At 39.9% G+C, this 15,207-nt stretch carries 16 protein-coding genes and 1 riboswitch; of the genes, 6 read left to right on the top strand and 10 right to left on the bottom strand.

Translation table 11 applies throughout. The features are described 5' to 3' along the window. Positions 1–4 precede the first annotated feature (4 nt). Together thiE and sppA are read right to left on the bottom strand one after the other, a co-directional pair. Entirely contained in the window at positions 5–1,525 is a 1,521-nt protein-coding gene (thiE, locus tag X781_RS02505) for a thiamine phosphate synthase (RefSeq protein WP_025235404.1), read from the bottom strand. A 61-nt stretch (positions 1,526–1,586) separates the two neighbouring features. Further along, positions 1,587–1,683, bottom strand: a riboswitch (TPP riboswitch). A gap of 79 nt (positions 1,684–1,762) precedes the next feature. Beyond that, on the bottom strand, positions 1,763–3,619 hold the full coding sequence (gene sppA / locus X781_RS02500) for a signal peptide peptidase SppA (RefSeq protein ID WP_025235403.1): 1,857 nt from the start codon (positions 3,617–3,619) through the stop codon (positions 1,763–1,765). 104 nt (positions 3,620–3,723) lie between these two features. Here sppA and X781_RS02495 point away from each other — a divergent pair, with 104 nt between their 5' ends. Together X781_RS02495 and X781_RS02490 are read left to right on the top strand one after the other, a co-directional pair. After that, a complete protein-coding gene (locus X781_RS02495) occupies positions 3,724–4,287 on the top strand; it encodes a nitroreductase family protein (RefSeq protein WP_025235402.1) in 564 nt (187 codons plus the stop codon). Between the two features lies 1 nt (position 4,288). Continuing rightward, positions 4,289–5,110 (top strand): SDR family NAD(P)-dependent oxidoreductase, encoded by an 822-nt coding sequence (locus tag X781_RS02490; RefSeq protein ID WP_025235401.1) that lies wholly within the window; start codon positions 4,289–4,291, stop codon positions 5,108–5,110. A 14-nt stretch (positions 5,111–5,124) separates the two neighbouring features. Here the strand turns inward: X781_RS02490 and X781_RS02485 are convergent, their stop codons facing one another. The 5 genes from X781_RS02485 to pilW form a co-directional block, all read right to left on the bottom strand. Further along, positions 5,125–5,676, bottom strand: coding sequence for a hypothetical protein (locus X781_RS02485; RefSeq protein WP_025235400.1), 552 nt, complete (start codon positions 5,674–5,676; stop codon positions 5,125–5,127). Continuing rightward, entirely contained in the window at positions 5,660–6,196 is a 537-nt protein-coding gene (locus X781_RS02480; RefSeq protein WP_144084197.1) for a DUF805 domain-containing protein, read from the bottom strand. The genes X781_RS02485 and X781_RS02480 overlap by 17 nt, the downstream gene beginning before the upstream one ends. Before the next feature lie 10 nt (positions 6,197–6,206). After that, positions 6,207–6,449: a hypothetical protein gene (locus tag X781_RS02475; protein WP_025235398.1), complete on the bottom strand. Its 243-nt coding sequence runs from the start codon at positions 6,447–6,449 to the stop codon at positions 6,207–6,209. A 129-nt stretch (positions 6,450–6,578) separates the two neighbouring features. After that, positions 6,579–8,915: a Tex family protein gene (locus tag X781_RS02470; protein ID WP_025235397.1), complete on the bottom strand. Its 2,337-nt coding sequence runs from the start codon at positions 8,913–8,915 to the stop codon at positions 6,579–6,581. Then, complete coding sequence (pilW, locus tag X781_RS02465) at positions 8,912–9,469, bottom strand: type IV pilus biogenesis/stability protein PilW (protein ID WP_025235396.1); 558 nt, start codon at positions 9,467–9,469, stop codon at positions 8,912–8,914. Before pilW ends, X781_RS02470 begins: the two co-directional genes overlap by 4 nt. 215 nt (positions 9,470–9,684) lie before the next feature. Here pilW and X781_RS02460 point away from each other — a divergent pair, with 215 nt between their 5' ends. After that, positions 9,685–10,056, top strand: coding sequence for a type II toxin-antitoxin system RelE/ParE family toxin (locus X781_RS02460; protein ID WP_025235395.1), 372 nt, complete (start codon positions 9,685–9,687; stop codon positions 10,054–10,056). Beyond that, positions 10,040–10,342: a helix-turn-helix domain-containing protein gene (locus X781_RS02455; protein ID WP_025235394.1), complete on the top strand. Its 303-nt coding sequence runs from the start codon at positions 10,040–10,042 to the stop codon at positions 10,340–10,342. The genes X781_RS02460 and X781_RS02455 overlap by 17 nt, the downstream gene beginning before the upstream one ends. 42 nt (positions 10,343–10,384) lie before the next feature. On the opposite strand, the gene X781_RS02450 is transcribed toward X781_RS02455, so the two are convergent. Further along, positions 10,385–11,545, bottom strand: coding sequence for a bifunctional tRNA (adenosine(37)-C2)-methyltransferase TrmG/ribosomal RNA large subunit methyltransferase RlmN (locus X781_RS02450; protein ID WP_025235393.1), 1,161 nt, complete (start codon positions 11,543–11,545; stop codon positions 10,385–10,387). 305 nt (positions 11,546–11,850) lie between these two features. On the opposite strand from X781_RS02450, the gene X781_RS02445 reads away from it, so the two are divergent. Both X781_RS02445 and X781_RS02440 read left to right on the top strand, forming a co-directional pair. Then, positions 11,851–12,690 (top strand): metal ABC transporter substrate-binding protein, encoded by an 840-nt coding sequence (locus X781_RS02445; RefSeq protein ID WP_231475492.1) that lies wholly within the window; start codon positions 11,851–11,853, stop codon positions 12,688–12,690. Between the two features lie 11 nt (positions 12,691–12,701). Next, positions 12,702–13,445, top strand: a complete 744-nt coding sequence (locus X781_RS02440) for a metal ABC transporter ATP-binding protein (RefSeq protein WP_025216715.1) — start codon at positions 12,702–12,704, stop codon at positions 13,443–13,445. A gap of 47 nt (positions 13,446–13,492) precedes the next feature. On the opposite strand, the gene X781_RS02435 is transcribed toward X781_RS02440, so the two are convergent. Both X781_RS02435 and X781_RS02430 read right to left on the bottom strand, forming a co-directional pair. Beyond that, on the bottom strand, positions 13,493–14,302 hold the full coding sequence (locus tag X781_RS02435) for a metal ABC transporter permease (RefSeq protein WP_025235392.1): 810 nt from the start codon (positions 14,300–14,302) through the stop codon (positions 13,493–13,495). Beyond that, the gene (locus X781_RS02430; protein WP_025235391.1) at positions 14,295–15,170 is read right to left on the bottom strand and encodes a metal ABC transporter permease; all 876 of its coding nucleotides are present in this window, start codon (positions 15,168–15,170) and stop codon (positions 14,295–14,297) included. The genes X781_RS02435 and X781_RS02430 overlap by 8 nt, the downstream gene beginning before the upstream one ends. Between the last annotated feature and the right edge of the window lie 37 nt (positions 15,171–15,207).

Below are 15,207 nucleotides of genomic sequence, written 5' to 3'. Positions count from 1 at the left end.
TTAACTATTCGTTCCAGCCACTTGCAAATTTTTCCAGATTTTTAACCGCTTGTTGCCAATCTGTAGCCTGCGTAATGGCACTCACCACTGCAGCACTGCCTACACCGGTGCTCATCACATTTTCAATTCTGTCTTCATTAATTCCGCCAATTGCTACCGTTGGAATTTGAAGTGGTGCAACCAGATCGACATACTTCGCTAAATTAACCAGTCCCTGTGGCTGCGATGGCATTTCCTTTGTTTGCGTTGGGAAAACGTGTCCAAATGCAATATAAGAAGGTTGAATTGCTAAGGCTCGCATAATTTCAAAATAGCCGTGAGTGGAAACGCCTAAACGTAATCCTGCTTGTTGGATAGCATTTAAATCCGCTGTGGCTAAATCTTCTTGCCCTAAATGCACACCGTAAGCCTGATATTTTACTGCAAGCTGCCAGTAATCATTCACAAACAAGCGGACATTATACTGTTTCGCAAGCTTTATTGAGCGTGCAATTTCTGTTTCAACTTCTGCAAGCGGTCGATTTTTCACACGAATTTGCAAGGTTTTTATCCCAGCAAGAATCAAGCGTTCAATCCACTCAAAGCTCTCTACCACAGGGTAAAGCCCAAGCTGATAATCAGTTGCCGCAAAAGGTTTTTTCGGCAAATTGAGCGGTACAGAAACCAGTGCGGTTTGAGGGAAGAAATCAATATCTTCCGGGTAGCCTGTGTGGCATAACGAACTTAGTGCAGTTTGCCCTCTCCCTTCTTTTTCCGATAAACCTTTTTGTAAATACGCAGTAGCAACGGTTACGGCATCAGGCAAATCAAAACCTTTGGCTAACATTGAACCCACCGCAGAAGCATAGGTACAACCTGTACCGTGTGTATTAACACTTTGCAGTCTTGGGTGGGAAAAGGAAAAAATGTCTTGGGAGTTAAGCAGATAATCACTTACCGTTTCGCCCTGCCATTCAAAATGTCCGCCTTTGGCTAAAACAGCCTTCACACCTTGTGAAATAAGCATTTGAGCAGCAGTTTTCACATCATCAAAGGTATTAATTTCAGTCTCGCTCAATAGGGCTAATTCAGTTCCATTTGGTGTAATCAGATCAACTAACGGATAGAGTTTTTCTTGCACTACGGGTAATAAAATACTGTCTGAGAGAGCCTGTCCGCTACTTGCTACCGCAACAGGATCGTAAACTACAAAGCAATAGTTTTTACTTTCTAATCGAATTTTTTGGATATATTCACATAAAATCTCAACTTGAGCCTGTGAACAAAGTAAGCCAATTTTGATTGCATTTGGATAGCCTTGAATGAGTAACGCGTCAAACTGCCGGCGGAAAGTGTGATCATCAACAGGTGTTACACAAAGCACGCCGTGTGGGTGTTGGGCTGTAACAGACGTAACCACCGAGCACCCCACTAAATTAAAATCGTGAAAGGTATGTAAATCGGTTTGTAGCCCTGCTCCGGCACAAGAATCTGAACCGGCAACCGTCCAAATCACTTTAGGTTGATGGGTATTAGAAATAGACATCGCAAAATCCTCTTTTTTAAAGTTAGGGTTTGCTTGTCAGAGATGTGGCAATAGGTAAAATTGAATGTTAAAACTTGTTCCCTACGCAGGTACTAACCTACAGGTTCGACGGATCTCGCAGTTGCGATCTCAGCCCTATGGCACTCCGACAAGCATTTTTAGTATAGCTTACAAGCGGTTATTTTCCACAAAAAATTTGCAAAATTTTCTGAAAAATGAACCGCTTGTTAGCATTGATTAATTTACTTTTCCGCAATTTAAACAGTAGAGATACATCTGTTTTGGATCATTAAAACGTGAAAGGATTTCCATTTGTTTCTGCGATTGCTTCAGCACAGGTAAATCAAACCAGTTAGTTAGACTCACTTGTAGCTGAGTTTTGAAATCACGAGCAAGCGTGCCAAATAGGCTGTCGTCTTGTTCGGCAAACCATTGTAAACCGAATCGCTCAACCTTTGCTTTGCTCTGTGCTTCACGTTTTTGATTGATTAAATCAGATAAGGTAACAAAAGCCACATTAAAATTGCCTAACTCATCAACTAAACTGTGTTTTAGTGCATCAGAGCCTAGCCAAACTTGCCCTTGAGCGACCTTATCTACCGCCTCTTTTGACATATTTCTGCCACGAGAAACCAGCTCTAAGAAACGGTCATAGCCATTTTCAATGCCGATTTGCAGCACTTCACCTTGCTCTTTCGGTAGGCTTTTCAAACCGATTGGCTCAGCAAGTGCAGAAGTTGCAATACCATCTTCACTCACGCCTAAGTTTTTAGCTGTTTTTTCAAAAGTTACCGCTAAACCAAAAATGCCGATTGAGCCGGTGATGGTATTTGGGCTGGCGATAATTTTATCGCTGGTTGCCGCAATCCAATAACCGCCTGATGCCGCCATTCCCCCCATTGAAGCAACGACTGGCTTACCTTCTTTTTGGAATGCTTCCACTTCTTGGCGAATAAGCTCTGATGCCATCGCACTTCCACCCGGACTATTAATACGTAAAATCAAGCCTTCTACGTTTTTATCGGCTCTTGCTTCTTGCAGTAATTTTACAATAGTTTCACTACCCACACCTGATTGGTCGCTCTCGCCTGTTATAATTGCCCCTTCCACATTCACAACGGCAATTTTAGGGGCGTTGATATTAGCAAAACGGTCATTTAGCTCAAGTTCATAGTCTGAAAATTCAATGTGGTTATACGTTCCCTCACTGTTTTCACCAAATTTCTCGATCAACTTTGCTTTGCTTTCTTGGTTAGACACTAGCTGTGTTACCCACTTTTGATTTAAGGCGAACTGAGCATCATCGCCTTTTGCAGCTTTATATTTTTCAATATAGTTTTCGGCAGATAAATTAATTTCTTTTGGTTCAATTTTACGGTTGTGAGCGATCATTTCCACCGTTTGTTGCCAAGTACCATTGAGCCAACCTCGAGCATTTTGTTTAGCCTCTTCAGACATATCATCACGCATAAAAGGCTCAACTGCTGATTTGTAAGTACCTATACGGAAAATATGTGGTTCAGCTTCAATTTTATCTAACAAGGTTTTGAAATAAGTATTGGAATAGCTTAAGCCTTGAAGCTCCACAGAACCCGCTTTATTTAAATAAATTTCATCGGCGAATGAAGCAAGATAATATTGCTTTTGTGAATATTGCTCACCAATAGCAATAACCGGTTTGCCTGATTCTTTGAAGCTATTAATTTCATTACCAATAAAATCTAAAGAGGAAAAATCAGCATTTTGTAAATTATGCAAATCCAGCACTAATCCTGTAATTTGCGGATCATTTTTCGCTTTGCTAATCGCCTGCACTACATCAAAAGTTGAAATTTTAAAGGGTTCAGCTCCGCCTAGTTCAGATTGAAGCAAGCGGTAGAAATCAGTAAATTCTTCGCGATTATCCACCAAATAACCATCTAAATTTAAACGTAACGCCCCTTGTGTAAAAACAGGTTTTTGCGTGTTTTGCGAGGAAGCTATAAACCCAACCACAGGCACTAAGAATAGAATAAATAAGATAAAAAAGAGGTTAATAACACACTCTCTAATACAGCGAAACATTTTATAAATCGCTTTTAGCATATTTAACATCATAAATCCCTAAAAATAAAACAGTCAGCACAGTATAAAGCAATCACGGAATGAATAAAATATGCTATTCTTAAACCAAAAGAAATTCATAAAAGGTAATGTTTATGCAAATCTTAGATCTATTACATCATCGCCGTTCTAATAAAAAATTTGGTGATAAAGCCCCAACTCCCGAACAACTTGAACAAATTTTAAAAGCAGGATTGCGAGTGCCTGATCACGGCAAATTAAAACCTTATCGTTTTGTGGTGATTGAAAAAAGCGGAATGCCACAACTTTGCGAGCTCTTCAAAGCTGCGGTTGAAGAATTTGATATGGGCGAAGAACGTTTTAAAAAAGCGGAAAAGTTATCTAATCAAGCCCCTATGATTATTGGTGTAATTGCGAAGTTAGATCATAGTATTGCAAAAGTACCGGCTTGGGAGCAGATGATAACTGCCGGTTGTAGCAGCTATGCCATTCAACTAGCCGCAAATTCACTCGGCTTTGATACGGTTTGGATCACCAATAAATGGGTAAATGGCTCAGCTCTTCGCTCTGCTTTTGGCTGTCAAGAACAAGATCAAGTGATCGCCTTAATTATGCTCGGTTCGCCTGAGGAAGAAGGCAAAATCGCTCTCGCTCCGGAAAGCGAGAGTTTAGATGGTTTTGTAAACTATATAAGATAAAATGAAAACAATTTTAATCACAGGTTGCTCTTCCGGCATTGGATATGCGACTGCACATCATCTCAGAGATGCAGGCTGGCGAGTGATCGCCAGCTGCCGAAAAGAGCAAGATGTCGAGCGGTTGAAATCAGAAGGGTTTGAATGCCTTTTGCTTGATGTAACCCGTTCAGAACATATCCAAAATGCCTTTCAATATATTCAAACAAGCGGTCAATTAGATGCGATTTTTTGCAATGCCGGCTATGGTCAGCCCGGCTGTGTAGAAGATGTGCCAAAAGCTGCGTTGCAAGAAATTTTTGAAACCAATGTGTTTGGGACTTGGGAAGTTATTCATCACGCAATGAAAATCTTCCGAGAGCAAAATCACGGTAGAATTTTAATCAACAGTAGCATTTTAGGTTTTGCCGCAATGCATTATCGTGGGGCTTATAACGCGACTAAATTTGCCTTAGAAGGGCTTGCTGATACCTTACGTTGCGAGCTGCACGGCTCCAATATTTATGTTTCTCTGATTCAACCCGGTCCGATTCAAAGTAACTTCCGCCCAAACTCGGTGGCAAAATTAGAACAATATATTGATGTGGAAAATTCCTATCACAAAGCCCTCAACCAGAGCCAATATCAACGTTTAACCACCAAAGGCAATGCCAATCCTTTTACCTTACCGGCAACTGCCTGTGCTAGAGCCTGTTTAAAAGCACTGAATGCCGAAAAGCCGAAAGCACGTTATCAAGTAACCTTCCCCACAAAATTATTTTGGTGGCTAAGACGGATTTTACCAACCATAGCCTTTGATTATATGAATCGGAAGTTTGGTGGGTAAGCCATTAATTCACGTTATTTTGTGTTAGCTTCTCTAGCCAGCTCTTCCGCAGAATATTTCACAGCAGACATTTTATTCTGTATTTGCTGTTTAATACTTGCCATTTCATTATCCATTTCTTTTTTTCTTTCCTTGGATAGTTCTATTCCTTGATATTTTAAATAAAGAGCATTATTAACAATTTCTAACATTTTATACATTAGATGATACATCTCGTTAAGATCTTCACGCAAATCTAAAGCAAGGGGATGTTTAAGTTTTAAGTTATTTAACTCCAATACCATTTTATCTAGATTACCTTTTAGCTCATTCATATATTGAGATGCTAGTTCCATATCCTGCTTTGTTACTTCTCTTTCAGCACTATTCTTAATTAAAGAATCGGTTTTCAATCGAGTATTTCTTGCATTAGCGTGAAATTCTTGCCCCAATGTTTCATTAAACTGCTTTAAAAGCAATGCATCTTCCCTAGCATTTACATCATAGGCTAAAGATTGCGAAGATAAAAATAATGAAAAAATTAAAGTAAATATAAAGGAAATATATCTATTATTTTTGATTAGCATTAGACACTCCCTTAATAAAAAACATAATTAAAAGTACAATAATATCAATAATCATTATACTAAATAATACAAAACCAAGAAAATACTCAAGTATATCTTCCGCTCCTTCGTGGATAATACGATCTAGTCTAGCAGTGGTAAAAAATATGAAAAAGATAATTAATATGAGTGCAAAAATATTCAAAAACACTAGGTAATTAATATAAGGGTTGCTAGGAATATTAAGACTCCGTAATCGACGTCTTGCAGCGGAGCAAAATATATACCCAGAAATAGAGCCTAACATAATTAGGATGCTAAATATAATCAGGACTTTCTCTAAATCGAAATCACTATACTCTGGTAATATTTCTAGCAATACTTTTGCTCCAAATATAAGAACGAAAATAAATATAGGTAATGTAAATAGAGTAATAATAAAAAATTGTAGCCTGTTAGCTCTACCTTCAAAAGAAAATAATTTTCCTTCAGAAAATAATTGTGATTTAATGTGTTCGATTCCTGAGCTGTTATTCATCATTTTCTCCTTATTATTTTTTACGTTGAATACGAAGTTCTAACACCTTCGGTGAATAATTCCATACAACCTCAAAATAAGGTTGCTCCTTTGTAATTCTTTGCATTACTTTTTCAATAATCTCATCAGAGTAATGATGTAAAATATCCGCATCTTGTTCATAAAGGTGTAAGTCCTCTTCAATCAAAATACGAATCTTATTTTTAACGACATTATTGATAAGCTCATACGCCTCATTAAGCTCTTGATTTTTCATATAGAGTATCTCTTGTTTAGATAAATAAAGGTTTATAGGAAGTGTTAGGGCTTTCTCTGTCAAGAGAAAGCCCGATTAGGATATCCTAATCGGGCTTGTGACTAAAAAGCTGAAATAAACAAAATAATTTTACTTCTTCCACCCTTTCAACGCATCGGCAAAGGCATTGTTACCAAATGCGTTGCGGTTATCACGTTGCAAGCGGTCATTTTTTGGCGGATTTTTGCGAATTTCTTGCGAATTTCGACCGCTTGCAGCCTCACTTTTCTCGGTAGGTTTATCGTCTAAACGCATTGATAAAGCAATACGCTTGCGAGCCGCATCCACTTCCAGCACTTTCACTTTAACCACATCGCCCGCTTTAACCACCGTATGTGGGTCTTCCACAAAAGAGTTTGACAGCATTGAAATGTGGACTAAGCCGTCTTGGTGAACGCCGATATCTACAAATGCCCCAAAGTTGGCAACATTGGTAACCGTGCCTTCTAAGATCATACCCACTTTTAAGTCGGTAATTTCTTCTACACCATCCATAAACACTGCCGTTTTAAACTCGCCTCGTGGGTCTCTTCCCGGTTTTTCCAGCTCTTTGAAAATGTCGTTTACGGTCGGTAAACCAAACTGTTCATCCACAAAATCTTTCGCATTTAGCGAATGGATTTTCGAGCTGTTACCCATTAATTCTGCTAACGTTGATGTGGTTGCCTGTAGGATTTTCTCAACGATTGGATAAGCCTCCGGGTGAACACTAGAGGCATCTAACGCATTTTTTCCACCGACAATTCGCATAAAACCGGCACATTGTTCAAAGGCTTTAGGTCCTAAACGAGGCACTTTTTTCAAGTCAGAACGGCTGGCAAAACGTCCGTTTTCATCACGGAATGCCACAATGTTTTGAGCAAGCGTTTTCGTCATTCCAGCTACTCGAGCCAATAGCGGTGCTGAAGCAGTGTTAAGATCCACGCCTACCGCATTTACACAATCTTCCACTACTGCATCAAGTTTGCGAGCAAGTTGGGATTGGTTTACATCGTGCTGATACTGCCCCACTCCAATCGCTTTCGGTTCAATTTTCACTAATTCCGCCAATGGATCTTGCAAACGGCGGGCAATTGACACCGCACCACGCAGAGACACATCTAAGTTCGGGAATTCATTAGCAGCAAATTCTGAGGCAGAATAGACCGATGCTCCAGCCTCACTTACAACGACAGTTTGTGGTTTATTTTCTTTAATTTCTTTGATCACTTCTTTGGCAAAACGTTCCGTTTCACGAGATGCCGTGCCGTTACCAATCGCAATCAGCTCAACATTATGCTTTTTAATCAAGCTGAAAATCGCCACTTGAGCCTCAGCCTCTCGCCCTGTATGTGGATAAATGGTCGCAGTATCAAGTAGTTTACCGGTGTTATCCACCACCGCCACTTTTACGCCGGTACGCAAGCCGGGGTCTAAGCCCATCGTATTTCTTGCCCCTGCCGGAGCCGCCATCAATAAAGCAGAAAGGTTGCGGGCGAAAACATCAATTGCCTCTTCTTCCGCTTTTTCACGCAGACTACCCATTAACTCGGTCTCTAAATGCAGAGCCGCTTTGATTTTCCACGTCCAAGCAATCACTTGCTCACGCCATTTGTCGGCAGGTTGATTATTGAAAATTACCCCTAAGTAGCTGCGGATAATCTCTTCACAATGGCTGCTTTTTGCCCCTTCTTCCGCTTCCGGATCGGCATTTAACGAAAGGGATAAAATGCCCTCATTACGCCCACGGAACATCGCTAATGCTCGGTGGGAAGGCACGGTTTTAAACGGCTCGCTGTGAGCGAAATAATCACGGAATTTCTCGCCCTCTTCCTCTTTGCCCTCAATCACTTTCGATTCAAGGGTGGCGTAAGCGGTCAAATATTGGCGAAGTTTTGCAAGTAATTCCGCATCTTCGGCAAAGCGCTCCATTAAAATATATCTTGCCCCGTCTAAAGCGGCTTTGGTATCGGCAACGCCTTTTTCGGCGTTGATAAACTGTTCAGCAAGTAATTCGGGCACTTGGTTTGGATTGTTCCATAACGTTTCCGCCAACGGCTCTAAACCTGCCTCAATCGCAATTTGCCCACGAGTACGGCGTTTTGGTTTGTACGGTAAATAGAGATCTTCTAACTCGGTTTTGCTTTCGCAATTTAAGATTTTCTCTCTTAATTCCTCGGTGAGTTTGCCTTGTTCTTCAATAGATTTCAGAATGGTTTGACGGCGGTCGTCCATTTCACGTAAATAGATTAAACGTGTTTCAAAATGGCGAAGTTGGGTGTCATCTAGCCCACCCGTTACCTCTTTACGATAACGAGCGATAAAGGGGATGGTGTTGCCCTCGTCTAATAAAGTCATTGCCGCTAAAACTTGATGTGATCCCACATTTAATTCACCGGCGATAATTTGGCTGATTTGACGATTTAACTCACTGTTTAATTGACTCATTGATTTTCCTTCAATAAATTCGCTCGAGCTTTATCTAATTTTTCGAGCTGGGTTAATGTTTCATTCACTTTCTGCGGGTTTGGCTCTTTTTTCGCACACAGAATGATATTTTCTAAGCTATCTGCTTGATGATAATAGGGTTTTGGGCTTTTTACCGCTTGTTCAAATTGTTGATACGCCTGTTGAAATTGACCCTGTTTACACAAAAAAGTGCCGTAATTATTCAATACATCAGGGCGATTTTCACTTAAATTGAGCGCTTGTTGATAGGCTTTTTCAGCATTTTCAATATCACCTGTTTGTTGATAATAGTAGGCTAATACCGAATAAGGGAGGTAATCTTTTTCATCGTGAGCAAGGGCTTTATCAATATTTTGTTTTGCTTTGGGGAAATCGTTTTGTTCCAAATAGGCTAAAGCAAGATTAATGCGGGCTTTCACTGCTTCAGAGCGATTAAATTCAGGTTCGGAAGAAGATTCTTGCTGAGAAGAACACGCCGCCAATAACACTATCGCCATACAAGCGGTTATTTTTTTAAGAAATTTTGCAAACATAGCGTTCTCCTGTCATCAAAAGGCTAAATTTTACTGTTCAATACCCTATAAGACTAGAGATTTTTGCATAAAGAGGGAAATTTTTCGTGCGATTTTTTCGACGCAGATCGCAAAAATAATAATTGGAAGTTGCGTCGTTCTATGCTTTTTCTCAAGATACTTGACACGCTATAAAATCTCCCTAAACTAATCACTTATGATTACAAGGAATTGTTATGACAAATCCTCAGAATCAGGCTATTCAATCTTTTGATGTGTTTCTGACAAAGCATGCTCACAAAGAATTTTTAGCATTACCGGTTTCGCTCCAAGCAGCAACGGCTGATGTTATTAACGAGCTAAAATTATATGGAAATACGCTTACAGAGCCGGAAGTAAAGTCTTTCAAAAATGGGCTTAAAGAATTAAGAGCTAAATCTAGAGAAGGTATTTCTCGCAGTTTCTTTTTCTTTATAAAAGGCAAGCAAGCCTATATTGTGCATATTTTTCAGAAAAAGAGTCAAAAAACGCCAAAGCAAAACCTTGATCTTGCTATTGAGCGAATGAAGAAATTAAAACAGGAATTAGAAAATGACAAAAGATCTTGATTTAGCAGTTATCTCTTTTGATGAAGTGTTACAGCAAGCGATGACAAATCCTCACTTTAAAGAGGAATTTGACGAGCTGAGAGTACAGAGAGAATTAGCTCAAATGCTAAAACAGGCAAGGCTTGAGAAAAACCTCACACAAGCACAAGTTGCCGAGCTTTCAGGGATTAATGTAAAAAATATCAGTCGCTTAGAACGAGGCGTCGTTTCTCCTAAATACACAACGGTTGTCCGTTACTTAAACGCCTTAGGCGGCTCATTCCAATATGTTCCACATTTAGGATAAGAAAACAAAAGGCAGGAAACCCCTGCCTTTTCTCTATTCAGATTACTGCGTTTTCACATCAATCCCTTGTCCAAACTTGCGTTTTTCTAAGGTACGTTTGGTGCGATCGATCACATCACCGGCAAGCTGACCGCAAGCAGCGTCAATGTCATCGCCTCGGGTTTTACGCACTGTTACGGTGAAGCCGTACTCCATCAGCGTTTTTTGGAAGCGATCAACACGGGAATTTGAACTCTTGCCATAAGGAGCTTCCGGGAACGGGTTCCAAGGAATTAAGTTCACTTTACACGGGGTATTTTTCAATACTTCGGCAAGTTGATGTGCGTGGTCTGTGCTGTCATTAACGTGATCTAACATCACATATTCAATCGTTACTTTACCGTGGTTAGCGTTAGATACCTCTAAGTATTTATTCACCGATTCCATCAACATTTTAATGTTATATTTTTTGTTAATCGGCACTAATACATCACGCAATTCATCATTTGGAGCGTGGAGCGAAATCGCTAACGCCACATCAATTTGCTCACGCATTTTATCTAATGCCGGCACAACTCCTGAGGTGGAAAGGGTTACACGGCGTTTTGATAAGCCGTAGGCAAAATCGTCCAACATAATTTCCATTGCAGGAATCACATTGTTCATATTCAGAAGCGGCTCGCCCATTCCCATCATCACTACATTGGTAATCGGGCGTACACCGGTTACGCCAAAGTTACCGATAATTTTAGAAGCTCGCCACACTTGCCCGATAATTTCTGACACGCTTAAATTTCGGTTAAAACCTTGTTGAGCAGTTGAACAGAAGGTACACGCCAATGCACAGCCTACTTGTGAAGATACACAAAGGGTTGCACGATCATCTTCTGGGATATATACGGTTTCGATTTGCTGATCGCCTACTTGCATCGCCCATTTGATTGTACCATCTGCCGAGCGTTGTTCTACCGCCACTTCCGGTGCTTTGATTTCCGCAATACGTTTTAATTTCTCACGCAATACCTTATTGATATTGCTCATATTATCAAAATTATCTTCCCCAAAATGGTAAATCCATTTCATTAGCTGATCGGCACGGAAAGGTTTTTCCCCCATTTCCGCAAAAAGCTCACGCATTTCTTGGCGGTTTAGGTTTAATAAATTGATTTTTTCTTTAGGTTGGTCTGCTGCTCCACAGGCAGCATTAGTGATTTGTTCTGACATAAAATTAGAAAGCCTCGTTGTTACACGTTTTGTGGCAAAAGGTTAGGACGAACTTGCCCTTGTTTTGCGATGATTTTTAAAGCGTGCAATTTTACTGGTTCTTTTGTTTTAAGGCTAGTGCTTTTTAAGTCAAAATGTTTTGGATAAATAATATCCTTATAAAATATAAGACTATTTACATTAATCTAAATGATCTATAGAATATCAAACGATAATAATCATTCTCAATAACAAAAAGGAGGCTGAAAATGAAATTATCAACAATCAAAAAAGCATTAGTCCTAACCTTTGGCTTAGGCTCCGCAATGGCAATGGCAGAACCGTTTAAAGTTGTAACCACCTTCACTGTTATTCAAGATATTGCGCAAAACGTAGCAGGCGATAAAGCAGTTGTTGAATCAATCACTAAACCCGGTGCGGAAATTCACGATTATCAACCTACGCCAAAAGATATTGTAAAAGCCCAAAAAGCTGATTTAGTATTATGGAATGGTATGAACCTTGAGCGTTGGTTTGAACGTTTCTTTGAAAATGTAAAAGGTAAACCTGCCGTTGTTGTAACCGAAGGGATTACGCCAATGCCAATTACCGAAGGCGAATATAAAAACTTGCCGAATCCACACGCTTGGATGTCCACCGACAATGCATTAATTTACATTGAAAACATTCGTGCAGCTTTAGTAAAATACGACCCTAAAAATGCCGAAACTTACAACGCAAATGCAAAAGCCTATGCTGAAAAAGTCAAAGGCATTGCTGAGCCACTTCGCCAACGTTTAGCCTTTATTCCTGAGCAACAACGCTGGTTGGTTACAAGCGAAGGGGCATTTAGCTATCTTGCAAAAGACTACAACTTAAAAGAGCTTTATTTATGGGCGATCAACGCCGAAGAGCAAGGCTCACCGAAACAAGTTAAAAAAGTGATTGATGGCGTGAAAGCGAATAAAATCCCTGTTGTCTTTAGTGAAAGTACCGTTTCAGACAAACCTGCTAAACAAGTAGCGAAAGAAACCGGTGCGTTATACGGTGGTGTAATTTATGTAGATTCACTTTCAGAAAAAGATGGTCCTGTACCAACTTATTTAGATCTACTGAATGTTACCATCAGCACCATTGTTGAAGGTTTCGAGCGTAGTAAAAAATAACCAGAGTTAAAATGACAACACATTCAACCTCCATTTCCGTCGAAAATTTATCCGTCCGTTACAATAACGGACACATCGCCTTGCACGATGTGTCGTTTCAGCTTGAAAACGGTACGATTTGTGCATTAATCGGGGTAAATGGAGGGGGTAAATCCACACTTTTTAAAAGTTTAATGGGGCTGGTAAAACCACTTACCGGCTCAGTTAAACTGAGTCAATTACCCATTTCTAAAGCCTTAAAGCAAAATTTAGTCTCTTATGTGCCACAAAGTGAAGAGGTAGACTGGCAATTCCCTGTTTCTGTTTATGATGTCGTAATGATGGGGCGATACGGCTATATGAATTTCTTGCGTATTCCTCGTGGAATTGACAAACAAAAAGCAGAACAAGCAATGGAGCGTGTCGGTGTTTTACATCTGAAAGAACGACAAATTGGCGAACTTTCCGGCGGGCAGAAAAAGCGAGTCTTTCTCGCCCGAGCCTTAGCCCAAGAAAGTAAGATTATTTTGTTAGATGAGCCTTTTACAGGCGTTGATGTAAAAACTGAAAATGCCATTGTTGAATTGCTCAAACAGCTCAAAGAAGAAGGGCATTTGATTTTAGTTTCTACTCATAATCTTGCCAGCGTGCCAAGTTTTTGCGATCAGGTGTTAATGATCAACCGAACATTATTAGCCGCAGGCAAAACAGAAGAAACCTTTAATAATCAAAACCTAGAAAGGGTATTTGGTGGTTTATTGCATTATCAAAAATAGTGTTTGAACAATAGGGAGGCTAACGCACTCCCTATTTTTTATTTGTGTTAGCGGATTTTAGAATACGCAAAACTTAAGAAAAAAATGACCGCTTGCACTAGAATGATAGTCGGACCTGTAGCAGCATCAATATGGTAGCTTAGTAAAGTACCAAATACAGATGAACCGACGGAAATCACTAACGCAATGGCAAGCATTTTATCAAACCGCTTTGTGAGCAAGTAAGCAGTAATGCCCGGTATAATCAGCATTGCCACAACTAAAATCACCCCTACAACTTGCATTGCACTGATAATAGTTAAAGCTAATAGTGATAGCAAGCCATAGTGCAATAATTTCACCGGTAAACCAACCACTTTGGCTTGGTTCATATCAAAACAATAAAGTAAGAAATCTTTACGTTTGAGCAACATAACTGCAAAGGTGAAAAGGCTGACTACTACCGTTTGGATTAAATCGCTTTTCGTTACACCCAATAAGTTTCCAAATAAAATATGGGTTAAATGTTCACCCGTATTAAATGCAGTAAACAACAGAATCCCAAAGGCAAACATACCCGAAAACACAATCCCCATAATGGTATCTTCTTTTAAACGACTGTTCTCTTTTAAATAGCCAACCGATAACGCACAAAATAAGCCCGAAGAAAATGCACCAATCGCAAGTGGTAAACCTAATAATGAAGAAATCACCACACCCGGCAATACTGCGTGGGAAATGGCATCCCCCATTAAAGACCACCCCTTCAACACCAAATAGCACGAGAGAACGGCACTCACACTCGCCACTAAAATAGCTGTGATGAGGGCGGTTTGCATAAACTCAAACTGAAGAGGTTCTAAAATCCAATCAAGCATTTTGCTCCTCCACTTCTCGATCTCCTTCTTTCACAAATTGACCCTTTTGCGAAACTAAACCATATTTAGGAGCGAAACAAAATGCAGCGAGAAAAATCAAGGTTTGCAGGCATACAATCACAGCTCCTGTTGCCCCATCTAAAAAGTAGCTTAAATACGCTCCTAGCCCTGAAGTTAGTGTACCGATAATCATTGCAATCATTACGACTTTAGAGAAACGATCCGACAATAAATACGCCGTTGCTCCCGGTGTTACTACCATCGCAATCACTAAAATTGCCCCAACAGTTTGTAATGCCACTACCACACAGGCACTTAACAGGGTAAAAAAGATGACTTTATAGCGTAATGGCGAAATACCGACCGAAAGAGCGTGATGTTCATCAAAAAAGACGAGTAGCAAATCCTTCCAAAATAGGATTAAACCGAGTAACGAAATGACGATAATCAGTACCACCTGCCACAAATCTTCATCAGCAATCCCTAAAATATTTCCCATCACAATGGAATTTACATCCACTGATGTCGGATTTAAGGAAACAATAAACATACCTAAGGCAAAAAAGGTGGTAAAAATAAAGCCGATGACAGCATCTTCTTTAATTTTTGTGAGGCTTTTTACCCAAAGAATTGATAATGCCGCCAAAATCCCTGAAAAAAACGCCCCAACGGCGTAAGGTAATTTTAACGCATAAGCAATGGCAACACCCGGCACGACTGCGTGCGACAAGGCATCACCAATTAAAGACCAGCCTTTTAACATTAAAAAAGCGGAGAGAAAAGCACAAACCAAGCCCACTCCCATACTCACAAAAATCGCTTTTTGCATATAGTTGTAGGCAAAGGGTTCTAATAAAACATCAAGCATAAAATCCCAATAAGTTGTTGATAATAGTTCGCATATA

The sequence above is a fragment of the Mannheimia sp. USDA-ARS-USMARC-1261 genome, assembly GCF_000521605.1.
Taxonomy (GTDB): Bacteria; Pseudomonadota; Gammaproteobacteria; order Enterobacterales; family Pasteurellaceae; genus Mannheimia; species Mannheimia indoligenes.
This window is presented reverse-complemented; position numbering and strand designations above follow the sequence as displayed.